At 61.6% G+C, this 22296-nt stretch carries 20 protein-coding genes and 1 pseudogene; 2 read left to right on the top strand and 19 right to left on the bottom strand.

Annotation, left to right across the window (positions count from 1 at the left end):
• Positions 1–4: 4 nt before the first annotated feature.
• A pseudogene (locus tag CSE6_RS13275) lies at positions 5–916 on the bottom strand (Bug family tripartite tricarboxylate transporter substrate binding protein); the annotation flags it as partial.
• A gap of 169 nt (positions 917–1085) precedes the next feature.
• Here CSE6_RS13275 and CSE6_RS13280 point away from each other — a divergent pair.
• On the top strand, positions 1086–1976 hold the full coding sequence (locus tag CSE6_RS13280) for a LysR family transcriptional regulator (RefSeq protein ID WP_034396435.1): 891 nt from the start codon (positions 1086–1088) through the stop codon (positions 1974–1976).
• A gap of 149 nt (positions 1977–2125) precedes the next feature.
• Here CSE6_RS13280 and CSE6_RS13285 read toward each other — a convergent pair whose 3' ends face one another.
• The 9 genes from CSE6_RS13285 to arsC form a co-directional block, all read right to left on the bottom strand.
• Complete coding sequence (locus CSE6_RS13285; RefSeq protein ID WP_034396439.1) at positions 2126–2431, bottom strand: MliC family protein; 306 nt, start codon at positions 2429–2431, stop codon at positions 2126–2128.
• Between the two features lie 188 nt (positions 2432–2619).
• On the bottom strand, positions 2620–4089 hold the full coding sequence (locus CSE6_RS13290) for a GGDEF domain-containing protein (RefSeq protein WP_059440754.1): 1470 nt from the start codon (positions 4087–4089) through the stop codon (positions 2620–2622).
• 120 nt (positions 4090–4209) lie between these two features.
• Entirely contained in the window at positions 4210–5232 is a 1023-nt protein-coding gene (locus CSE6_RS13295; protein ID WP_059440719.1) for a sensor domain-containing diguanylate cyclase, read from the bottom strand.
• Positions 5233–5388: 156 nt separating this feature from the next.
• The gene (locus CSE6_RS13300; protein WP_003071194.1) at positions 5389–6756 is read right to left on the bottom strand and encodes an ATP-binding protein; all 1368 of its coding nucleotides are present in this window, start codon (positions 6754–6756) and stop codon (positions 5389–5391) included.
• Positions 6753–7412 (bottom strand): response regulator transcription factor, encoded by a 660-nt coding sequence (locus CSE6_RS13305; RefSeq protein WP_059440720.1) that lies wholly within the window; start codon positions 7410–7412, stop codon positions 6753–6755. The genes CSE6_RS13300 and CSE6_RS13305 overlap by 4 nt, the downstream gene beginning before the upstream one ends.
• A gap of 146 nt (positions 7413–7558) precedes the next feature.
• Entirely contained in the window at positions 7559–7963 is a 405-nt protein-coding gene (locus CSE6_RS13310) for a hypothetical protein (protein WP_012839717.1), read from the bottom strand.
• A gap of 85 nt (positions 7964–8048) precedes the next feature.
• Positions 8049–9602, bottom strand: coding sequence for an ATP-binding cassette domain-containing protein (locus CSE6_RS13315; protein ID WP_059440721.1), 1554 nt, complete (start codon positions 9600–9602; stop codon positions 8049–8051).
• Between the two features lie 283 nt (positions 9603–9885).
• Positions 9886–11427, bottom strand: coding sequence for a Do family serine endopeptidase (locus CSE6_RS13320; protein ID WP_059440755.1), 1542 nt, complete (start codon positions 11425–11427; stop codon positions 9886–9888).
• 171 nt (positions 11428–11598) lie between these two features.
• A complete protein-coding gene (gene arsC / locus CSE6_RS13325; protein WP_046461788.1) occupies positions 11599–11979 on the bottom strand; it encodes an arsenate reductase (glutaredoxin) in 381 nt (126 codons plus the stop codon).
• A gap of 133 nt (positions 11980–12112) precedes the next feature.
• Here arsC and CSE6_RS13330 point away from each other — a divergent pair, with 133 nt between their 5' ends.
• Positions 12113–13123: a tripartite tricarboxylate transporter substrate binding protein gene (locus CSE6_RS13330; RefSeq protein ID WP_003071183.1), complete on the top strand. Its 1011-nt coding sequence runs from the start codon at positions 12113–12115 to the stop codon at positions 13121–13123.
• A gap of 18 nt (positions 13124–13141) precedes the next feature.
• Here the strand turns inward: CSE6_RS13330 and CSE6_RS13335 are convergent, their stop codons facing one another.
• From CSE6_RS13335 to CSE6_RS13380, 9 genes are all read right to left on the bottom strand, one after another.
• A complete protein-coding gene (locus CSE6_RS13335) occupies positions 13142–14497 on the bottom strand; it encodes a uracil-xanthine permease family protein (protein ID WP_003071182.1) in 1356 nt (451 codons plus the stop codon).
• A 286-nt stretch (positions 14498–14783) separates the two neighbouring features.
• On the bottom strand, positions 14784–16172 hold the full coding sequence (locus CSE6_RS13340; RefSeq protein ID WP_003071180.1) for an 8-oxoguanine deaminase: 1389 nt from the start codon (positions 16170–16172) through the stop codon (positions 14784–14786).
• 103 nt (positions 16173–16275) lie between these two features.
• On the bottom strand, positions 16276–17184 hold the full coding sequence (locus CSE6_RS13345; RefSeq protein ID WP_034396450.1) for a LysR family transcriptional regulator: 909 nt from the start codon (positions 17182–17184) through the stop codon (positions 16276–16278).
• Between the two features lie 50 nt (positions 17185–17234).
• The gene (locus CSE6_RS13350) at positions 17235–17996 is read right to left on the bottom strand and encodes a 1-acyl-sn-glycerol-3-phosphate acyltransferase (protein ID WP_003071175.1); all 762 of its coding nucleotides are present in this window, start codon (positions 17994–17996) and stop codon (positions 17235–17237) included.
• A gap of 187 nt (positions 17997–18183) precedes the next feature.
• A complete protein-coding gene (locus tag CSE6_RS13355; RefSeq protein ID WP_034404864.1) occupies positions 18184–19476 on the bottom strand; it encodes a dihydroorotase in 1293 nt (430 codons plus the stop codon).
• Between the two features lie 223 nt (positions 19477–19699).
• Complete coding sequence (locus CSE6_RS13365; RefSeq protein WP_003051536.1) at positions 19700–20662, bottom strand: aspartate carbamoyltransferase catalytic subunit; 963 nt, start codon at positions 20660–20662, stop codon at positions 19700–19702.
• A 2-nt stretch (positions 20663–20664) separates the two neighbouring features.
• Positions 20665–21183, bottom strand: coding sequence for a bifunctional pyr operon transcriptional regulator/uracil phosphoribosyltransferase PyrR (gene pyrR, locus CSE6_RS13370; protein WP_034366447.1), 519 nt, complete (start codon positions 21181–21183; stop codon positions 20665–20667).
• The gene (ruvX, locus tag CSE6_RS13375; RefSeq protein ID WP_034396455.1) at positions 21180–21692 is read right to left on the bottom strand and encodes a Holliday junction resolvase RuvX; all 513 of its coding nucleotides are present in this window, start codon (positions 21690–21692) and stop codon (positions 21180–21182) included. The genes pyrR and ruvX overlap by 4 nt, the downstream gene beginning before the upstream one ends.
• Positions 21689–22288 carry a YqgE/AlgH family protein gene (locus CSE6_RS13380; RefSeq protein ID WP_003071169.1) on the bottom strand — a complete coding sequence of 200 codons (600 nt, stop codon included), beginning with the start codon at positions 22286–22288 and terminating at the stop codon, positions 21689–21691. The genes ruvX and CSE6_RS13380 overlap by 4 nt, the downstream gene beginning before the upstream one ends.
• Positions 22289–22296 lie beyond the last annotated feature (8 nt).

A 22296-nucleotide genomic window follows, 5' to 3' on the forward strand; every position in this document is an offset into this window, starting at 1 on the left:
GGATATTGGCCACGGCACTCATCCCTTGATCCTGCAGCCCCTTGCGGAACTCGGGTGTATTGACCACCTTGCGGATGTCTTCACTGAGCTTGTGCACGAGGGCCTGAGGCACCTTGGAGGACACGGCAACCGTGGTCCATGATGTGGCTACATAGTCCTTCATTCCTGCCTCACCGGTCGTCTGCACATCCGGCAGCGCCGCCAGGCGCTCATTGCCGGTCACCGCCAGCGCCTTGAGCTTGCCGCCCTTGACATGAGCCAGCACTGTCGGAGGGTTCTCGAACATCAACTGGATCTGGCCACCGAGCAAATCATTGAGCGCTGCCGAGCTTCCACGATAGGGAACATGAACAATGGGAGCGCCGGACTGGAGCTTGTACAGCTCTCCCATCATGTGAACCGACGAGCCCACGCCAGCAGAGCCAAAATTGATGCTGCCTGGATCCTTCTTGGCCAGCTCGGTCAGCTCCTGCAGATTCTTGACCGGCAGGTTGGGGGTTGCAACCACGACATGAGGCATCTCCGCCAGCACGGTGACAACGCGCAACTCCTTGGCAGGGTCGTAAGGCAGTTTCTTGTAAACCCCGTAAGCAGCATGCAATCCGATGGATCCCACCATCAGCGTGTAGCCGTCCGCCGGCTGATCGGACACGTATTTCCCACCCAGATGGCCGCCTGCACCTGGCTTGTTCTCAACCACCACGGCTTGATTCCACATACGGCCGAGCCTGTCGGCAAGCATACGGGCCTGCACGTCCGAGCTGCCACCCGCAGTGAACGGCACGATGATGCGAATTTGACGAGCAGGATTGGGATATGCGGAGCTGCCTTCAGCCCAGGCCGAGCCGACGCTCGCCAACGTTGCGGCAGCCAGCACTCCCAGACACAGAGAGCGACGAGCGCTAATGCAAACCATCTAATGACTCCTTGGATTGATTGATGCGCCCTCAACTCCTGAAAACGCATGCACTTATTCGTATGGAAGTCAGTGTAGAAAGCCTAACCTACTCGGAAAAATTCATTTTTCAAACTCATCTATACGTGGTTGGTATACCCTTCATCCTCAGCATCAAACCGATTGCGCCATGCCACGCCCTTTGAGTTTTAAAGAAATTGAAGCATTTCGTGCCGTGATGCAAACCGGCACCACGACCGCCGCTGCGCAGCTGCTGCACACCACGCAGCCGTCCATCAGCCGTCTGCTGGCTCAGATGCAGACCGGCGCGGACCTGAAGCTGTTTGATATGCATAAAGGGCGGCTGCGCCCGACTGCAGAGGCACGGGAGCTCTTTTCGACGGTGCAGCAACATTTCGTAGGTCTGGAGCGCATTGAGCGCGACCTTCAGGGGCTGCGGCAGTTCGGTGCAGGCACTCTGCGCATAGGCTGCACCCCGGCACTGGGACTGTCCATCGTTCCCGCGGCCCTGCACAATTTTCTGCTGCACTACCCGGGTACACACATCAGCCTGCAGACGCTAGGTACTACACATCTTCGGGAAGGACTGCTGCACGGCCAGTTTGACCTGGTCGTCAGTACCATGGCCATTGGCTCCCCTGAACTCAACGCAAGCGTTCTGCATCAGACCCAGGCCGTCTGCGTCATGCATCCAGGCCATCCTCTGGCATCGCACAGCAGCCTGCATGTCCAGGACCTGGAAAACCAGCTGCTGCTGACCTTGAATTCCGACGACAACATCTACCTGCAGCTGCAGCGAACCATGCTCAAGCATGATGTCCGCCCCAGCTCAACTGTCGAAACCACCTACTCCTCCACCATCTGCTGCCTTGCCGCGCAAGGTACAGGCTTGGGCGTAGTGAACCCCTACGTGGCGGCAACATTTGCGTCAAGCCTCTGCATCAAACCGTTCCTGCCCGAGTGCTCAGTAGAGGTGGTGCTGGCACTGCCCAGTCATTCGGCACCTTCGGAACGCACGCAATGCTTTGTCGAAGAGCTGCAAAAACAGCTGGCAACATAAGCAACCCAGCCCTGCAGCAAAAGCCAACCACTCAAGAAAACTCCACTGTCAGATGACAGCGAACGCCAAATGCGCCTCAAAGGTCTGCGCCGGCAACCGAGTACATGCGCATGGATGCGGTGGAATTCCGGCGATAGTCAGAGGGCCTCTTACCGGGCCTTGCATTGGATCGGCACCATGCGGCCGACCTCGACCGTCAGGTCCTGGCCTTTTCCTCGGATGGTATTGGGCCCGTTGCTGTAAACAAATCCGGAACCGCTTGGCTGCTGTGGAAGCTCTATGCCTTGACCACCGCGTATCAAGACTGCTTTGCTGTTGGCAGGCGAGAAACGCACCGAAATGGATTCTCCGTTTGCACAGGTGAATGCAACTTCACGGTCTGCATCTTGAGACGGCACAGAACTGCAGGCACTGACGGCGATTGCGGCGAACATGGCAAGCCCGATGACTTTCATAGACTTCTCCCGTGATATTTCATGGCAAGACTCAAGCAGTCATGAAGAACTCTTGTGTCTGGTGGCACTTCCAACACTTGGCAGATCACCTTTGTCTCGACAGGCTGGGAGGTCCCAACCTGCCACAAGCTCCTGCCAGCGAGTCAGACCGCAACGCGAAGTGGAACTTGATTGACGCATATCTGAGCTCAGGCTGAACTCACACGCCTGTCGCGTTCCTTGTCCCGGTAAAGGCGTGCTTTTTCAGCATACATGGCCTTGTCCGCCCCTTGAACAATGCTTTCTATCGGCGTGCCTTCCAGGCCACAGGCATGGCCCATGGAGACCTGGATGCTGTGACCCGGATAGAACTGATTGTTCAACTCCAGCAAGGACAGGATGCGCTCCTGCAATGCCACGGCACCGCGTTCATCGGTTCCTGGCAATAGCACGACAAACTCATCGCCACCAATGCGGGCGGCGCAGGCCGGCGCATCCACTGCCTTGGAGAAAACTTCGCCCATACGCCTGAGCATGGCATCGCCTGCAGTATGCCCATGCTCGTCGTTGACGACCTTGAGTCCATTCATATCTATGGCAAGCATGGACAAGGGCCAGGGCCCTTTGCGGGACAGCCTGTTGAGCTCTTCGGTATAGAAAGCGCGGTTGCGCAACTGGGTCAACACATCATGCTTGCCCAGATATTCAAGATAAGCCTCAGCCTTCTTGCGAGCGGTGATATCCACGAGTGACAGCAGAACCAAACCCCACTTCTCCGCGTGGCTGCTCATGATGGCGAACTCCATATGAATATGGAGCACATCGCCAGCCAGCCCGTAGTTCACCACTTCCCGCTGCTGCACCAGCTTCCCCTCCCAAAGGTCTATCAGCTGCTCGGCAAACGAATCGTACATTTCGCCCCTGAAAACCTTGGACAGATTCTGCAGCAGTTGCTGCTTGCTCTCGGCACCGAACATTTGCAGCGTCTGGCGATTGACATCGAGCACCTGGATTTCCTGCATGCAGCGGGTCACGAATTCCGGATGCACTTTCAGAAAAGTCCGGAAATCGGTGATTCCGCGCGCTCGCACATCGTCCATCAGGCGCTTGACCACGCTGAAGTCCTCAACCCACAGCGACACCGGGGAGTACTCGAACAGGTCTCTGGCGTATTGCTCGCTGCGCTGCAGCTTCACCGTGCTCTGCACCTCCGCCGTCACATCCTCCAGAGAGACCAGCACCCGGCTCCAGCTTTGCTCGTAGCCCGGCAGTACACGCGCCCTCACCTGCACATCGAGCCGCCGTCCATCCAGGGCATAGTTGACCGAACGGGTCTCGAAACTGAGCACCCCCTCCCAGAGAGCGACCAGTTCATTCATGATGCTGTCGAGCATGTCGCCGCGAAAGACCTCGCTAAGCCGGCTCTTCAGGGTTTCCTCATCTTCGGCCTTGAACAGGTCCAGCGTGTACTGATTGACCCGCAGCACCTTGTAGGACTGACTGCAAAGCCTGAGCCGTTCCGGATCCTCTTTGAGAAAGCTGAGCAGATCGCTCACCCCCTGCGCCCGCCATTGATCGAAAATCTGTTTCAGGCCGCTGTAATCCTCCATCCAGAGCGATACCGGTGCCAGGTTGAACATATCCTCGAAGTCCAGACCTTCTGCGAGCGAATTTTTCACAAACGATACCTCCGCCAACGATTATTACCGAGACTTCAAGCCTGCACTCAGCCCTCTTTTGCAAGAGTCGAGCAACTATCTCGCCGCAATGAAAAAGACTCCCTGCGGAGTCTTTTCAGGTCAGATCACCTCAGGCAGTCTCTGCCTTGCGGCTTTCACCTTGTACATTGCGGCATCGGCTTTCTGCAAAGCATCATCCACATCGGTGTCATCGGGCATCAAGCAGACCATTCCCACGCTGGCTCCTGCGTACTCGATCTCACGCCCGTCGGCCAATTGCAAACGGGCAACAGAGGCTTTGCTCAATCGCAGCTGCATCTCCCTGATCACGGCCTCAGCGTCTTCATCCAGCAAAGGCCCGGCACCGACCATGACGAATTCATCGCCACCGAAACGAGCCAGCATGTCACTGCTGCGCAGTCCTGATCGCAGTTGTTCGGCCATGGCACGCAGCAATGCATCCCCTGCCTCATGACCGAACTGGTCATTGATCTGCTTGAAGCGGTCAAGATCCACAAAGCCCACCAGCACCCATTCACGGGTGCGGCGGCAATGAGCAATGAGTCGGTTGAGTTCCTCGGTCACGCAGCGGCGATTGGGCAATCCAGTCAGGGAATCGAGCATGGCCAACGAGGCCAGCTCCTCGTTGGCATGCTGCAGCGATCTCACCAGTTGCTCGCGCTCGGCAAAGCCTGCAATGATCTTGGCAAACAGGCGCAGCAGATCCTCGGCCTCCGCTGCCAGCGCGACTGAATGGTCGCTGGCTGCACACAAAGTGCCGAACAGCGCACCATTGGAAAAACGCACGGGCGTGCTCACATAAGTCTGGATACCCAGCTGACGCGCTGCATCCGAGTCGCCCCAGCACTCGCCAACATTGTCAGTAAAGGTACGCCCTTCGTCGAGCGACCGCTTGCACAAGGTGTCGTGCCAGGGCACCTCCAGCCCTTCGGGGATCTTCATTCCTCCCGTATTGAGGGAGTACAGGACATTCTGAATACCGCGTGCCTCATCCACGGTGGTGAGATAGGCCGACTCCAGATCAGTCACTTCCACCATGATTTCCAGAAGAGGTCGCGTGAAGCTGGGCAGATTCTGAGATGCGAAGACGGTCTGGGAAAGGCGTTGAATAATTGATGGCATGGTGCAATTTGGGGGTACGGTCGCACGACGAGTGCGGCAGCTCAAGCAAAGCCTAAAGCCTAGGCATCATCACTTTCATTCGGCTGAGACTATCGTTCAATCATGCAATGAAAGCCAGATCCCAACGCCTGTATTTTCAAGCAATCGATTGTCAGACTAGGACTGAGGCCACAGGACCCTGACACGCAGACCGCCCAGTTGCGGCGACTCGTCAAGCCACAGCTGGGCGCCGCTGCTTTGCGCAATGCTTTGCGCAATGGCCAGCCCCAGGCCACTGCCGCCAGCCATGCCACCAGCCCCCTGACCGCGAACAAAGCGCTGCAGGACGCGTTGGCGCTCGGCCGGTGCAATGCCTGGACCCGAATCTTCCACCACCAGTGCATGTCCGTGCTCGTCCTGCAACCAGCCCACATCAACCCGCCCCCCGGCGGGCACGTATTTGATGGCGTTGTCCAGCAGATTGCGCAGCAGCACCGCCAGTGCCTCGGCGTCTGCGGCCACGCTGAATGCGGACTGCTGCTGCGGGTCTTCACTAAGACCCATGTCCAACCCCTTGGCCTGGGCAGCCGGCGCGGCATCAGCCAGAGCCTGCTCGACCAGCACGCGCAAGTCAGCCAGCGGTGCATCTTCAGTCTGCGGCCTGGCTTCCTGCCTGGCCAATGCAAGCAACTGCTCCACCAGGCGCCTGGCGCGCTCGATTCCTTGCGCCAGACGGGCCTGCGCCGACTCGCGCTCGGAGCTGTCCGTTGCTTTGCGCAGCAGCTGCAATTGCAGCTGCAACGCGGCCAGCGGCGAGCGCAGCTCATGCGCAGCATCTGCCACGAAATTCTGCTGTGCCTCAAAAGCCTGCCGTACGCGCTGCAGCAGGCTGTTGAGCTCCTCTACCAGCGGGCGCATCTCATCCGGCAGATCATGCTCCGCCACGGGTGCCAGATCCTGAGGCTGACGCAAGGCCAACTCCCTGCGCACCCGCTGCACGGGAGTCAGTGAAAGGCGAATCACCCACCACACGGCCAGCGCCAGCAGCGGCAACAGCAGCACCACAGGCAACAAGCTGCGCCAGGCGGCTTCACGCGCGAGGATCTGACGCACGCGCATGTCCTGTGCAATCTGAATCACCTGAGAGCGTGTCTGCAGTGAAAACACACGATAGGTCGTGCCACGCGCAGGCACATCGGCAAAGCCCAGCACTGCCATCTGGGGCAAGGCATCCCCCAGAGCCGACTCGAAAATTCTCAGTCCCTCATTGGTCCAGACCTGGACGATGAACTCGTTGTTTTCATCTTCGGGAGGCGTTCCCTGCGGTCTGCCTTTGGCATCGACCGGCAGACCCGCCCGCAGTGCAAACGCCGTCTGCTGCATCTGGTAGTCGAACAGGGTATCGGTCTGCGCCAGTGCATTGCGATAGGCAAACACCCCTTGCAGCACGGCCACCAGCAAAATCGCCATGCCAATGAAAAGCAACAGACGCCCGCCCAGCGAGCCGGGCAGCTTCAACCGCTGCAATGCTTGGTTTTCGCTCATGGCCTGGGCACCATATAGCCAAGACCGCGCACATTGAGCACTGCGGCAGCGCCGAGCTTTTTACGCAACCCGTGGATATAGACCTCCACCGCATTGCTGCTGACCTCATCGCCCCAGCCATAGAGTTTGTCTTCGATTTGCTGACGTGACAGCGTGGCCCCCGGCCTTGCCAGCAACGCCCGCAGCACTGCCCATTCACGACCAGACAGAGTGACCGGCTGGCCATTCACGCTGGCCTCGCGAGTATTGGGGTTCAGCATGACGCCGCCATGTTCGTACACCGCATCCAGATGCCCTGCCGCACGCCGCGTTAGCGCGCGAATGCGGGCCAGCAGCTCATCCATGTCATAGGGTTTGATGACATAGTCATCGGCCCCGGCGTCCAGCCCCGCAATGCGGTCATGCACGGCATCCCTAGCGGTCGCCACCAGCACCGGCGTGGCATCCTTGCGCGCACGCAACTGGCGCAGCACCTGCAAGCCATCAAGCTTGGGCAAGCCCAAGTCGAGCAGCACCAGATCGTACTGGTGGCCATGCAAGGCTGTATCGGCCTGGGCGCCATCCTGAACCCAGTCCACCACATAGCCTTCACGGCGCAGCAGCGCCAGCACGGCCTGGCCGATCATGGTGTCATCTTCAACGAGCAGTAAACGCATGGAGCAAGGATAGCGCCGCTACAGCGGGAATGCCCAGCACCAGAAACAAAGGATGCATCGCACGCAGACTGCATGCCCGCAAGGCGGCAAGCGAGGCAGCTCCACCCCAAGCGGGCAAGCCGCCACCTCACATGAAGGGCCTCCGGTTACACCGCAGCTTCGATGCCCGGCATCGCCATACGTGCCTTGGTCAATGCCATGCCCAGGTTGGCGGTACGGCGGCAGACAAAGACTGCCACATAGTCGGGCACTGCCTTGCTACGCAGAAAGACGTGAATCAGGTTGTCACTGTTGACGATGATTTCCTGAAAATAGTGGTGACCATCATCGCTGAGGCCGCGCGAACGCTTGAACATGGTCTCGATCATGGAGACATTGGGGCCGTTGAACAGGTCGGCCGTAGCAGCCGCCACCAGATCAATCACCTCACGCGGATGGGAATCCACGGTACGGATCGACAGCAACATGCCCGAAGCAGCATCCACATAACCAGCGGCCAAGCACTCGGGGACCGAAGCCACGGCCTGCGTCAACACAGTATCCAAACTCATTACGCTCTCACTTTCCTATTGCTAATCTTTTGCGTCATGGCCGTTTGCAGTCCGCAGCGCCCATGCTTTGGTGGTCTTGAAAACATCACGCCATCTTTTGCAGCAATGCGTTTTCGAATTCATAAAGAAGCGCTTCCTGTGCCTCGGATTGCACATACTGAGCGTCAATCAATCGCACACGGCGCAGCGCCTCTTCGGCAGTCAGGCCCTCGCGCACCAGCCAGGCGGCAAGCACGGTTCCGGTACGGCCCAATCCTGCAAGACAGTGCACGGCAAGCACCTCTCCACGGCGCAGGGCGACCGACATGCGTGCCAGCAGCATCTGCATCTGTGCCACTGTCGGTGGCTCGTGGTCATAGACCGGCAGGTGAAAGTTCTTGAGCCCATTGCGGGCCAAGGCATCCTGCGGGAAGTCCTTTTCCGTCAGAGTGATCAGCATGGTGACGCCGCAGCGGCTCAAGGCCTTGAGATCGGCGTCCATGTCGTGCACCACGCCCGGCCAGGGCGTACCTGCCAGCCTTCCTGGCACCAGCCAGGAAAATCCGTTCGGGCCGCGGCTGGCTGGCATGGCATTTTCAGCAGCCAGCAGTGGCTGCATTTCCATCAGCACAGCCGCATTCACGATGCGAGGCTGGTGGCGGGTTGCAGAGGACAGGCCAGATGCCGCGACCGCTGCCGCTTGCGGCAGTGCAGGCGCAGAGACCGACGTTGGCACAGGCAGCACGGGTTCCAATTTGAAGGGAGCAACGGCCTCACTCACTGCTGCCGAAGATGCCGGCAGGTCGGAAAATTCGGCAATGGCCGCCAAGGCTGCGACAGGCAAGGGAGGTGGCGGCAATACATCGTCGGCCAGCTCATTCAAAGGGGTACCCGGCATGGGGACAGCGCAGCTGCCGGTACGCAGGAATTGCTGACCGGCGGCACTGAGCGGCCGCAGAGTGAACACCGCCATTGCTGCAGCTTCCTGAATATGACCACCTGCGAGCAACATCATCTGCTGGGCAGCAGCCTGGGCATGCTGCTGATGGTGCGTGACGAGCAGCACACTGCACTGCTGGCCGATCTGCTTGATCAAGTCCAGCAACAAAAATGCCTCATAGCCTTCCAGGTCGGCCGTGGGCTCATCCACCATCAACACCGCAGGCCGGGCCCAGGCCTCGCGCAGAATGGCTACGGCGCGTTGCTGCACCGCGCTCAACAGCATGGTGGACTTGTCCAGAGCCTGGGCCAGCTCGGCAAAGCCATAGTGCTGCAGCTGTTCAGTCACCCACCGACGCCACTCCAGTGGCGCACGGTGCTCGGTCCGACGTGCTTTCTCGATCAGAGCATCCAGGGTACTGGCGCGCATAAGCCGGGCATGCTGCTGTACCAGGCGCGGCAAGGCCTGCACGCCGTCGGCGCTCAAAGGCATGTGCAATGGCTGAGCGGCATAGACCACCTGCCCCCAGCTGCGAAAACGCGGATTGACCGCGTTCAGTCCGGCCAGCGTGCGCAGCAGCGTGGATTTTCCTGTACCCGCAGGACCCAGCAATGCGGTTACGCCTGATTGCGGAAGTGTGAAATCCACTTCGGCCAAAACCACGCGTGGACCATATGAAGCGCCCAGGCCTTGCACCTGCAGACTGTGTTGCTGATCCAAAAAATCCTCCCCTCGCAGCGCCTGCTCCGAGGGCCGTCACGATGTATTTGCGGTCACGCCGAATCGCCACCACACGGCGTCAAAAAGACGAATGAATGCTTTGGCCCGGCAGTCTATGGCATTACATCTCTAGAAACTCGTTACCTCTGGAAACATGACAACATCATGTGGAAATCCATCAAATATTCATTTATTCAGATATTTTTTGTTTTAAATCAATAAAAGCAGGGAAGAAAAAACCGCCCCCCTAAGGATGCGGTCTTTCATACGGCAAGGGATCAACTCAACCCAGGCGCACCGGCACAAAGATTTTGTTGCCATCGCGCCAGATCAGCACGGCCACGGTCTTGTCCGCTTTGGCGACTGCGGCCCGCACCTCATCGATATTTCCGGCAGGTGCGCCATTGATGGACAGCAGCACGTCTCCCTGGCTGATACCTGCTGCTGCTGCCGGACCGCTGGCCTGAGCCACCAGCAGGCCGGAGTCCACACCAATCTGCTTTTTTTCCTCAGGCTGCAGGGGGCGCAAAGCCAGCCCCAGCTTTCCCTTGTCAGCGTCCGGAGAGGACTTGGCCACCTTCGCAGCCTTGTCACTGGCATCGCCAAGGGTCGCACTCAGAGTCTGGGATTCACCCTTGCGCCAGACTTCCAGCGTTACCTTCTGCCCCGGCAAGGCCTGGCCGATAAAGGCCGGCAGATCGCCCGAACCAACAACGGGTTTGCCATCCACCTTGCGCACCACATCGCCTGGTTCCAGTCCGGCCTTGGCAGCAGGGCCATTCTTTTCGACACTGGCCACCAATGCACCTTCGGGCCTATCCAGCTTGAAGGAATCGGCAAAGGCCTGATTGACCTCCTGCACACTCACACCCAGCTTGGCATGCTGGGCCTTGCCCGTTGCCTGAATCTGCTGTTGCACACGGGTTGCCAGTTCGATGGGAATCGCAAACGACACCCCTTGATACCCGCCCGAGCGGGTGTAGATCTGGCTGTTGATGCCCACGACCTCGCCCTGTGCGTTGAACAGCGGGCCACCAGAGTTTCCGGGGTTGATCGCCACATCCGTCTGCAGGAAGGGAACAAAGGAATCATCGGGCAGAGAACGTCCCTTGGCACTCACCACGCCAGCCGTCACGCTGTTCTCAAAGCCGAAGGGCGAGCCGATCGCCAACACCCAGTCGCCCACACGCAGCTGGCTGGTCTGGCCCAGCTTGACCGTGGGCAGCCCGGCAGCGTCAATCTTGAGTACCGCCACATCGGTCTTGGGGTCGGCTCCCAGCACCTTGGCCCTGAACTCGCGACGGTCGTTGAGCTTGACCGTCACTTCCTTGGCGCCATGCACCACATGGGCATTGGTCAGAATCACGCCGTCGCTGGAGACGATAAAGCCCGAGCCTTGGCCGCGCATGGGTGTATCAGGCTGCTGCGCACGTGGTCCCATGCCCTGCCCGCCCGGCATTCCAGGAAAGCCGAACTGGCGGAAGAATTCAAGGAAGGGGTCATCGGGGCTGATGCCCTGACCCTGTGGCTGACGTTCGCTGGTCTGGTCGCCTTCATCGTCGCTCATGGCGCGAGAGGAGCCCACCACGCTGATATTGACCACGGCCGCGCCGTTGCGCGCCGTGATATCTGCAAAATTGGGAGCATTTACCGCAGGCAGGTTAAGGGCTGCGGGTTGCGCAACCGCCGCAGATTGCGTCACCTGCGCCTGGGCAGCGCTGCGGGTTCCCACCAGGCTGGCGCCGGTGGCGCCCAGTGCGCCGATCGCACCAGCGGCCACCAGGGCCATGACCAATCGGCGGGGTGTGGAGAGAATTGTGTTCATGGTCATCCTTTCAAAAAAGCACCGGATCGGTGTCGTTGAAGGGAAGTTTGAACGTCCACACTTAGGCGAGACTTAGACGCTTGCGGTATTCACCAATGCGCCTGAACCAGAATCTGCTTGCATCGGCAGCTCAAGGAGTTCAGGCCATTTTCAATCTGCAACCCACCTCGCTCAGATCAGCTCCAGCACCAGCTCCGGCGGGCGACAAAGCTTGGCCCCCTTGGGAGTGACCACAATGGGTCGATTGAGCAGCACCGGATGCGCAGCCACGGCCTGAATCAGCTGGACATCACTGACCGCTGCGTTGTCCAGACCCAGTTCCTTGAACTGAGCTTCCTTGGTACGCAGCAAGTCACGCACCGAAACGCCCAGGTGTGCCACCAGCTCTGCCAACTCTGGCGCCGTCAGCGGCGTGGCGATGTAATCGACGATATTGGGCTCGATACCATGCTCGCGCAGCAGCGCCAGCGCGCCGCGCGAATTGCTGCAGCGGCTGTTGTGAAAAATGGTGATGTCAGGGCGATTCACGGGGGTGTCTGTACTTGTAGTCATGACTGCAGTGTAGCGAGCCTGTACCTGTCCAAGGCTTGGCAGGCAGTCACTGCATAGCAGCTATGCCGGCTGCGCCAGAGCCAGGCAGAGCGCCATCTCATAGACTGTCTGCAAAACATCATGAGGAGACAATATGCCCGCTTTCACCGCACGTGAACCCTTCACTCTGAACCGTCGCCAATGGAGCCAATGGGCTGCGGCTACCACCTTGGGCAGTCTGACCGGTACTGCTCTGGCACAGGACTCGAAGTACCCCAGCAAGGCCATACGCATGGTCATTCCGTTCACGCCCGGCGGCTCCGCCGACATTCTGGGTCGCGCCATAGGTCATGAGCTGACGACTGCCTGGGGCCAGAGCGTGGTGCCGGAAAACGTCGCCGGCGCAGGCGGCAGCATTGGCGCGGACCGCGTGGCAAAGGCCAGTGCCGATGGCTACACACTGCTCATGGGTCATGTCGGCACGCTGGCCGTTACACCCACGCTCTACCCCAAGCTGCCTTACGACCCTATCAAGAGCTTTACGCCTCTGGCCTGGGTGGCGCGTGTGCCCAACGTGCTGGTCGTGCATCCATCGCTGCCGGTCAATGATCTGGCATCGTTCATCAGCTACGCCAAGGCCAACCCGGGCGCAGTGAATTTCAGCTCGGGGGGCAACGGCAGTGCCGCGCATATGACCATGGCCTATCTGAGCCTGCAAGCCGGGCTGAAGATGCAGCATGTGCCCTACAAGGGCACGGCACCGGCCGTCAATGACCTGGTGGCAGGTCAGGTTCAGGCCTTGTTCACCGGCATCCCTGCCGTGCTGGCCCAAATTCGCTCCGGCCAGATCAAGGCCATTGCCGTTTCATCACCTCAGCGCATCCCTGCACTACCCAATGTGCCTACCGTGGCCGAAGCAGGCTTGCCCGGCTTTGAGGCCGACCAATGGTATGGCGTGGTCGGTCCTGCCAATATGCCCGCCGACGTGGTCGCCAGGATCAATCAGCAGATCAATGCCTCGCTCCGAAGCCCCGCCATCCTCGAGCGTCTGCAAAGCGAAGGCGCCCAGCCCATGCCCAGCACGCCCAAGGTCTTTGCCGACCTCATCGTCAAGGACCTCGCGCGCTGGCGCAAGGTCATCATCGACAGCAAGATGACGCTTTAAGCGCCCAGGGCCTGCGCTTCAGGCTGCGGCGGAACTGGTTGCAACCGGGGCTGCCGTTGCGGACTCCAGCTCTTCCTCGTGGGCATCAAACTCACGCCCCGGCAGCAGCAGATTCAGGCCCACGGCCACCAGCGCCCCCACGGTAATACCCGAGCCGAACACCTCGCGCACAAAGGCAGGCATCTTGGAGAGCAGATCGGGGCGCACCGTCACGGCCAGACCGCAGCCCAGCGAGACTGCAATGATCAGGCCGCTGCGACGCGTCTGCTCTGCGCCGCTGAGCATGCGGATGCCCGCCAGGATGATCATGGCAAACATCATCAGGCCCGCACCGCCGAGCACTGGCTGGGGAATCGTCACGACCAGCGCTCCCAGCACCGGAAACAGACCGGCCAGCAACAGCATCACGCCGGTCAGCATCACCACATGGCGGCTGGCCACGCCGGTGAGCGAAACCACGCCCACGTTCTGCGCGAAAGTGGAGACCGGAGGACTCGACATCAAGGCGGCAAAGGCCGAACCCACGCCGTCGCAGAGCATGCCGCTGGACAGGCGCTTGCCACGGATCGGCGTCTGTGTTGCCGCCCCCAGGGCCATGAAAGTACCCGTGGTCTCGACAATGGTCACGAGAAAGGCAATGGACATGGCAACGATGCCCGATACCGGAAAGCTCATGCCGAAATGCAGCGGCTGGGGAATCGCGAAGATCGGCGCCTCACGCACCTGGGTGAAATCGATCAAGCCCAGGGCCAGGCACAGCAGATAGCCGCAGGCAATGCCCAGAACCACGGCCGATGCCGAGATCACGCCCTTGCCCCATTGCACAAAGCCGATCACCAGCGCCAGCACAAAGCCCGCAATCGCCAGATTACCCACGGCGCCATAGCTGCCGCTGCCCACACCGCCTGCGGCCCAGTCCACGGCGACGGGCGTGAGCGACAGCCCGATCATGGTCACAACCACGCTGGTCACGGTATGCGGAAAGAAGCGACGGATCACAGGCATGAAGAAGCTGCCGACGATCATCACCAGCGAGCCCACGAGCGAAGAGCCCAGGATGCCGGGCACACCATGCTCCAGTCCCACGCTGATGCCCGCGCCGACAAAGGCAAAACTGGTACCCATCACGCAGGGCAGGCGTATGCCGACAGGTCCTACGCCACGGCACTGGATGATGGTGACGATGCCCGAGCCCAGCAGCGCCGCATTGACCAGGGCCACGATCTGGTCGGCCGGCAGCTTGAGCGCACCGCCGAACACCAGCGGCACGGCGATGATGCCGCCCAGCGCGGCGAGCAGATGCTGCAGCGAAAGCAGCGTGGTGGTGATGAGGCTGGGCGGACGGTCTTCCACCCCGTAAAGCAGCTTTTCCATGGTCTTGTCTCCTGTTTTTTAGGTATGCAATCGCCGGGGAATAGGCTTCCCCGCGAAGGCCACAAGACTAAGCACGCAACCGGGAGCTCTCATATGCCGTTGCCGATACAGCCCATGCGCGGCGCCGTATAGCTTGTCCAGCATCGAGAAAGAATTTCTGGCACTCCAAGTCACCTGACACCAGTCCCGAGCCCACTTTCCTTCCAGTGCCACAAAGGCTTGGAATCTCTCTCACACCGATGTCCGGCCATCGCAATGGACCCACGATGGCCGTCACCGAAAAGTCTCAATGTCCTGCTGCGGCTCGCTCGAACAGGCTGCGCGCAAGATGGCGGTGCTGGCCCAGCACCACGGGCAGGTCGGCGGTCAGCAGACGCCCGTCCTCGACCACCACACGCCCGTTGATGACGCTGCTGGACACATTGGCCGGCGTGCAGAACACCAGCGCTGCCACGGGGTCGTGGCCGGCACCCGCATAGCCGACGTCTTCCATGTCGAAGGCCACGAAGTCGGCAGACATGCCCGGAGCCAGTGCGCCGATGTCATCGCGGTTGAGTACGCGCGCACCGCCCAGCGTGGCGATCTCCAGCGCCTCTCGGGCACTCATGGCCGCCGGGCCGTAGCCCACGCGCTGCAGCAGCATGGCCTGGCGCGCCTCGCCCAGCATGTGGGCACCGTCGTTCGATGCGCTGCCGTCCACCCCCAGGGCCACGGACACGCCGGCATCGCGCATGCTGCGGATGGGTGCGATGCCCGATGCCAGGCGCATGTTGGAGCATGGACAGTGCGCCACACCGGTGCCGGTGCGCGCAAACAGCGCAATGCCTTCGGGATCGAGCTTGACGCAATGCGCATGCCAGACGTCGCGCCCCACCCAGCCCAGGTCCTCGGCGTATTGCGCCGGGGTCAGGCCGAACTTCTCGCGCGAGAAGGCCACGTCGTTGTCGTTCTCGGCCAGATGGGTGTGCAGCGAGACGCCGTGCGCACGCGCAAGCACCGCCGATTCGCGCATCAGATCACGCGTCACCGAGAACGGCGAACATGGGGCCAGAACCACGCGCAGCATGGAGTGGCGCGAGCCGTCGTGGTATTGCTGGATCAGGCGCAGGCTGTCGCGCAAGATGGCCTCTTCCTCCTCCACCACCACATCGGGTGGCAGGCCGCCCTTGCTGCGGCCCAGGCTCATGGAGCCGCGCGCGGCGTGAAAGCGCATGCCCATCTGCTGCGCAGCCGCAATGGAATCGTCCAGGCGCGAGCCATTGGGAAACAGGTACAGGTGGTCGCTGGTGGTGGTGCAACCCGACAGCATGAGCTCGGCCATGGCGGTCTGGGTCGAGACATGGATCATCTCGGGCGTCAGATGCGACCACAGCATGTAGAGGTTCTGCAGCCACGAGAACAGCTCGGCATCCTGGGCGGCCGGCACGGCACGCGTCAGGCTCTGGTACATGTGGTGGTGGGTGTTGACCAGGCCCGGCGTCACGACCTTGCCGCGCATGTCCAGCACGCGCGCCTGGCCCTCGTCGGCCATGCGGCGGTATTGCGCCGGCAGCTCGGCCGTTGCCCCCACCCACAGCAGGGCCGGGCCGTCCGCCACCAGCGCACCGTCCTTGATCTCGCGGCGTTGCGCATCCATGGTGACCAGTACGTCGGCATTCAGGGCAATCAGGGTCATGGGTTTCTTCCTCTCTAAACAAGAAGCGCAAGTCTAGAGAGGCACCCCAGCGCGCGATAGCGCTGAATTCAGCCAAGCATGTCCACAAAATGTGGACAGTGAATCAGTGTTTTCTGGCGTAGAGCCGCGCCAGCGCGGATTCGATGCTTGCCGCCATGAGCTCGGCAGCGGCACTCAGCTCCGCGCCCTTGCGCACGAACAGCATCAGGGTCTGGCGCTGCAGATGCGCATCGCGCAGAGGCACGAAGCTCAGCGAGCCGCGATCCAGCTCCTCCAGTACATCCAGAGCGTTGAGCAAGGCAATGCCCTCGCCCAGCATGACCAGGCGCTGTATCAAGGCCATGGAGGTGGACTCGGCCACCGGCGTCACCTCGATGGCACTGCGCGCGAAGGCTTCGTTGAGCAGACTGCGTATGGTCAGGGCCGGTGCCGGCAGAATCAGCGGATGACCCACGCATTCGCTGAGCAGCAGCGACGAATGCTGGGCCAGCGGGTGCTTGACCGGCAGGACGGCTCCGATCTGCCATTCGCTGGCCGCCAGCATGCGCAAACCGGGTCTGGGCGTGAGATCGTAGGCAAGGCCCAGGTCCACCTCTCCGGCCTCCACGGCAGACACAATGGCCTGCGTTGGCAGGTCGATGACACGCACGACCATCCCCGGATGGCTGCTGCGAAAGTCATGCACCAGCGATGGCAGCAAGGAGCCCGCCAGGCCCGATGTCGCCGCCACAGTGATCTCGCCACGCCGCATGCCCTTGAAGTCGGCAATGCGCTCGCGCAGCGCTGCATGTTCGCGCAAGGTGCTTCGCACATGGGTCAGCACCATCTCACCCAGGGGCGTCAGACGCAGGCGATTGTGGATGCGGTCGAACAGCGGCGCTCCCAGCTCGGCCTCCAGATCGAGAATCTGCCGGTTCACGGCCGTGGGAGCCACATGCAGGTGCTCGGCCGCCTTGCGGATGGAGCCGCGGCGAACCACTTCATCGAGATAGCGCAAAACTCTGGCGTGCATGCGCGCAGCCTACAGGGTTTGACTGGACGCGCAAAGCGCCGGCACAGCGCCTAGTTCTGGCGCAGCCTGTCCACCTCGGTGTGCAAGTCCTTGGCCCAGGCACGGCGGTCGCGCCCTTGTGCGCTCTGCGCCTCGCCATAGTGCACCACGGCAATCAGCTGCTCCGAACAAAGCACGCGCCAGATGGAGCCCAGCAAGGTCTCATCCCCGACATAGGTTGCGGCATAGCTGGTGCTGCCTGTCTTGCCATCGACAAAGCGCAGCCCCACGGGCTGTACCGGCGCATCGCATTGCACGGCGGCTTCGAGCAGATTTGAGTGAAACGAGAGCAGGCTGCGTCCATCGCCCGTCGTTCCTTCGGGAAAGACGGCAAGGATTTCGCCGCGCTTGAAGGCCTCTTCCATGGCACCTACCATGCGCACCGCATCGCGGCGCGAGCTGCGCTGGATGTAGAGCGTGCCCGCTGCCGTCGCCAGCGTGCCGATGATGGGCCAGCCCTTGACGTCGGATTTGGAGATGAAGCGGCAATGGCGCGCCGCGTGCAGCAGCGGAATATCGAGCCAGGAGATATGGTTGCTGACCATCAGCACCGGTCCTTTGGCTGGCGGCAGGCCCTTGACCTGCAGTTGCACCCCGGCGCGCAGCAGCAGCGTTGCAGCCCAGGCCTGCACATGCTCGTGCTGCTGCAGGTAGTGCAGCTGCGGAAAGCGAAACGCCACGATCCAGGCGCCCTTGGCCACATGGGCCAGCAGACGCAGTCCGCGCCATACCGCACGCGAGCCGGTTTTGATTTTGTGCAAGCCGTTTGCCATGATTCTCAAACAGTGTAGCGGCTCGTTGTGACTCAGTTGCTGCAACTTGAAACCGGCAAGCGCCTAAGACTGGCGCAATGCAAAGTCAGAGGCACCGAGGAAGCGCCGCCGCGCACCGAGGGTGTCGTCCCCCTCCCGATGCAACGCATCGAGAGAGGGGGAAGCGGCAAAGCCGCTCAGGGGGAGCCTATCGTTGATAAGCGACAGCGCCGTCAACGATAGTCGTTACCACGCGCGCAGGCAGTTCATAGCCGTTGAATGGCGTGCTCTTGCCCTGGCTTTGCAGCGCCTTGGGATCGACCGTCCACTCCGCCTCGGGGTCGACGATGCACAGATCTGCCACGCCGCCCACCTTGAGCTGCCCCAGCAGGGACTGCTGCTCGCCCAGGGCGCTACCCAACACGGCCACGGGAGCCGAAGTCACGACAGCCAGTGCGCGGTTCAGCGGCACCTTGTAGTCGCGGCTCCACTTCACGGCAATGGACAGCAGCAGCTCCACGCCGGTCGCACCGGGTTCGGCTTCGGCAAAAGGCAGCACCTTGGCGTCTTCGTCCACCGGGCAGTGATCGGAAACCAGCGCATCGATGGTGCCGTCCGCCAGTGCAGCAGATAGCGCATCGCGGTCGCGCTGCTGGCGCAGCACGGGCACCACACGGGCGCTGCTGTCGAAGTAGCCGATGTCGTTCTCGGTCAGCAGCAGCGAGTTGATGGACACGTCGGCGGTCACGTTCAGGCCTTCGGCCTTGGCTCGGCGCACCAGCTCCACGCCGGCGGCGCTGGAGATGCGGCACAGGTGAACCCGGGTCTGCGAACCACGGATCAGCTCGAAGATGGTGTGCAGCGCAATCGTCTCTGCCGCCACGGACACCCCGGCCAGACCCATGCGGGTGGCCAGCGCGCCGCTGGCGGCCACGCCCCTGCCCAGATCCTTGTCCTGCGGGCGCAGCCACACGGCATAGCCAAAGGTGTTGGCATAGCTCAGTGCACGGCTCAGCGTGGTGATGCTGGACAGCGGCACATCCGCCTGGCCGAAGGCCACGCAGCCGGACTCGGTCAGCTCGGCCATCTCGGTCAGCGTTTCACCCTTGAGTCCCACGGTCAGCGCGCCCATGGGGAACAAACGCGACTTGTGCTGCTTCTCGGCACGGAACTTGAGCATTTCCACCAGACCCTGCTCGTCGAGCACGGGTTCGGTATCGGGCGGGCAGACCAGGCTGGTCACGCCACCGGCCACGGCAGCCGCCATCTCGGACTGCAGCATGCCTTCATGCTCGTGACCGGGCTCGCGCAGGCGCACGGCCAGGTCCACCAGACCGGGCAGCACCCACTGGCCGGAGGCGTCGATTTCACGCTCGGCCACAAAACCTTCGGGCACCGTGCCAATGGCGGCGATCATGCTGCCATCGATGGCGATATCGGCCTGCTGGTCGAAACCTCGTGCCGGGTCCATCACCCGGCCATTGCGAATCAGAATCTTCATGGTTTGGCACCAAATTGGCTGCTAGCCCTTGCCACACAAGCGCTAGAAGCTACAAAAAACATATTGAACCCAATGCCACCCTGCCCTGTGTACCGGCCCGCTGTCGCATGAGACGCCAAGCAAGAGCCGCCTCGCGGCGAGGGCGTCGTCCCCCTTCCCGCAGCAGCGCTGCGAGAGAAGGGGGAAGCGGCCCAGCCGCTCAGGGGGATGGCCTGATGTTCCATCAGGCTTCGTTACCCGCGACGATCGACATGACCGCCATGCGCACGGCGATACCGAAGGTCACCTGCGACAGGATCACGGCCTGCGGGCCATCCACCACGGCGGAGTCGATCTCCACGCCGCGGTTGATGGGGCCGGGGTGCATGACGATGGCATCGGGCTTGGCCAGCTCCAGGCGCTTTTCGGTCAGGCCGAAGCTCTTGAAGTATTCCTGGCTCGAAGGCAGCAGCGCGCCACTCATGCGCTCGTTCTGCAGACGCAGCATGATGATGACGTCGCAGTCCTTGATGCCTTCCTCCAGATTGTGGAAGACGCGCACACCCATGCTGGCCATGTCCGAGGGCACCAGGGTACGCGGGCCGACCACGCGCACCTCGGCAGCGCCGAGTGTGGTCAGGGCGTGGATGTCCGAGCGCGCCACGCGCGAGTGCAGCACGTCGCCCACGATGGCCACGCGCAGATTGGAGAAATCCTGCTTGTAGTGGCGGATGGTGTACATGTCCAGCAGACCCTGGGTGGGGTGGGCATGGCGGCCGTCGCCGGCATTGACCACATGCACATGGGGCGCCACATGTTTGGCGATCAGATAGGGAGCGCCCGACTCGCTGTGGCGCACGACAAAGATGTCGGCCGCCATGGCCGAGAGGTTGTCGATGGTGTCCAGCAGGGTCTCGCCCTTGCTGGCCGAGCTGCGCGCGATGTCCAGGTTGAAGACGTCGGCCGACAGGCGCTTGGCCGCAATCTCGAAGGTGGTGCGGGTACGCGTGCTGTTCTCGAAGAACAGATTGAACACGCTCTTGCCACGCAGCAGAGGCACCTTCTTGACTTCACGGTCGTTGACGCTGACGAAGTTGCTGGCCGTGTCGAGAATCTGGGTCAGGATGTCCTTGGACAGGCCTTCGGTGGAGAGCAGGTGGATCAGCTCGCCGTTCTTGTTGAGTTGGGGGTTGCGCTTGTACAGCACGATCAGGCCTCTTGAATGCGGAAGTGGAAAACACCGCTCTCGTCGCGCGCCAGCGCCAGGGAACGGTCGGCCGGCAGCGCCACGCGCGCTGCGGCAAAGTCGGCCTGGATGGGCAGCTCGCGCCCTCCCCGGTCCACCAGGACGGCCAGTCGCACGCTGGCGGGACGGCCGTAGTCATAGAGTTCGTTGAGCACGGCGCGCACGGTGCGGCCGGTGTAGAGCACATCGTCGAGCACCAGCACATCGGCGCCGTTCACATCGAAGGCGATCTGGGTCTGGGCGCTGGAAGCCATGCCGCGCTGGGCAAAATCGTCGCGGTGCAGCGAGGAAGACAGCACGCTGGGCTTGCCCTTGAGGTTCAGATCCTTGTGCAGGCGCTCGACCAGCCAGGCACCGCCCGAGGTGATGCCCGCCAGACGGGTATTGGGGCCCATGATGCGCTGCACGCCGCGCAGCAGCTCGCTATACAGGGCTTCGGCGTCCAGGATCAGGCTGCCCTGACCTGCAATGGTTTCACTCATGGGAGACTCCTCAAAAACTGTTCAAGAATGATGCAGGCCGAAGCCGCGTCGGCGTCGCGTGCGCCACCCGCCAGGGCTTCGGTCGTGCTGTAGCGTTCGTCCACCTCGTACACCGGCAGCTTGAAGCGACTTCTGAGCTGGCGGCCGAATTTCAGGGCCCGGGCCGTGTTCTCGTGCGCCGCGCCATCGGGGTGGTAGGGCACGCCTATCACCAGGGCATTGGGCTGCCACTCGCGGATCAGCTTTTCCACCGCGGCCAGGCGTGCATCCGCCGCTTCGGCCTTGATGGTGGGCAGCGGGTTGGCGCCGCCCAGCACGCGGTTGCCCGAGGCGCAACCCGTGCGCTTGATGCCGAAGTCAAAGCCCAGGAACTGCTGGAAATGGGCCGGAACCTCCGGCTTTTGCGGTGCGGGCGCTGCTGCAGGCCTGGCAGCCGCATTTTCGGCCGAGGAAAAAGTCGAGGAAAAGGCCGCATCGGCGGCCTTGTTGGAAGAGGAAATATCGTTCATGCGCGACCCGACTCTGGGGACAACATCCAGCGCTGCAGACCCAGCAGGCCCAGAGCGCGGTCATAGCGCTCGTCCACCGGGGTGCTGAAGATCACCTCGGGGTCGGCTTCCACGGTCAGCCAGGCGTTTTCGCCGATCTCGGATTCGAGCTGGCCTTCATCCCAGGAGGAATAGCCCAGCGTGACCAGCACGCGCCTGGGGCCGGCACCGTCCGACAGGGCTTCGAGCACATCCTTGGACGTGGTCATCTCCAGACCGCCTGGAATGGTCATGGTCGAGGCATAGGCCGATTCGTTCTCGGGTGCGCCTTCGATGACCATGGGCTCATGCAGCACAAAGCCGCGATCGGTCTGCACCGGGCCACCGGTAAAGACCTGCTGGTCGCGCAAATCATCGCGCTTGAGACCCAAATCCACTTTTTGCAGCAGGCCTTGCAGGCTGAGCTTGGAGGGCTTGTTGATAATCAGACCGAGCGCGCCACGCTCGCTATGCTCGCACAGGTAGACAACGCTGCGCGAAAACGACTCATCTTCCAGGCCGGGCATGGCAATCAGGAAGTGGTGCGTCAAGTTGATAGGCGCAGATTCTGCAGACATGCAGCGAT

The organism is Comamonas sp. E6 (assembly GCF_001010305.1).
In the GTDB taxonomy this organism is placed as follows: domain Bacteria; phylum Pseudomonadota; class Gammaproteobacteria; order Burkholderiales; family Burkholderiaceae_C; genus Comamonas; species Comamonas thiooxydans.

Coding starts and splice junctions, on each gene's coding strand:
- CSE6_RS13380 (WP_003071169.1), bottom strand. CDS start 22,288: ATGTCTGCAGAATCTGCGCCTATCAACTTGACGCACCACTTCCTGATT.
- CSE6_RS13310 (WP_012839717.1), bottom strand. CDS start 7,963: ATGAGTTTGGATACTGTGTTGACGCAGGCCGTGGCTTCGGTCCCCGAG.
- pyrR (WP_034366447.1), bottom strand. CDS start 21,183: ATGAGTGAAACCATTGCAGGTCAGGGCAGCCTGATCCTGGACGCCGAA.
- CSE6_RS13330 (WP_003071183.1), top strand. CDS start 12,113: ATGCCCGCTTTCACCGCACGTGAACCCTTCACTCTGAACCGTCGCCAA.
- CSE6_RS13320 (WP_059440755.1), bottom strand. CDS start 11,427: ATGAACACAATTCTCTCCACACCCCGCCGATTGGTCATGGCCCTGGTG.
- CSE6_RS13335 (WP_003071182.1), bottom strand. CDS start 14,497: ATGGAAAAGCTGCTTTACGGGGTGGAAGACCGTCCGCCCAGCCTCATC.
- CSE6_RS13340 (WP_003071180.1), bottom strand. CDS start 16,172: ATGACCCTGATTGCCCTGAATGCCGACGTACTGGTCACCATGGATGCG.
- CSE6_RS13345 (WP_034396450.1), bottom strand. CDS start 17,184: ATGCACGCCAGAGTTTTGCGCTATCTCGATGAAGTGGTTCGCCGCGGC.
- CSE6_RS13355 (WP_034404864.1), bottom strand. CDS start 19,476: ATGAAGATTCTGATTCGCAATGGCCGGGTGATGGACCCGGCACGAGGT.
- ruvX (WP_034396455.1), bottom strand. CDS start 21,692: ATGAACGATATTTCCTCTTCCAACAAGGCCGCCGATGCGGCCTTTTCC.
- CSE6_RS13295 (WP_059440719.1), bottom strand. CDS start 5,232: ATGCCATCAATTATTCAACGCCTTTCCCAGACCGTCTTCGCATCTCAG.
- CSE6_RS13350 (WP_003071175.1), bottom strand. CDS start 17,996: ATGGCAAACGGCTTGCACAAAATCAAAACCGGCTCGCGTGCGGTATGG.
- CSE6_RS13285 (WP_034396439.1), bottom strand. CDS start 2,431: ATGAAAGTCATCGGGCTTGCCATGTTCGCCGCAATCGCCGTCAGTGCC.
- CSE6_RS13305 (WP_059440720.1), bottom strand. CDS start 7,412: ATGCGTTTACTGCTCGTTGAAGATGACACCATGATCGGCCAGGCCGTG.
- CSE6_RS13300 (WP_003071194.1), bottom strand. CDS start 6,756: ATGAGCGAAAACCAAGCATTGCAGCGGTTGAAGCTGCCCGGCTCGCTG.
- CSE6_RS13280 (WP_034396435.1), top strand. CDS start 1,086: ATGCCACGCCCTTTGAGTTTTAAAGAAATTGAAGCATTTCGTGCCGTG.
- arsC (WP_046461788.1), bottom strand. CDS start 11,979: ATGACTACAAGTACAGACACCCCCGTGAATCGCCCTGACATCACCATT.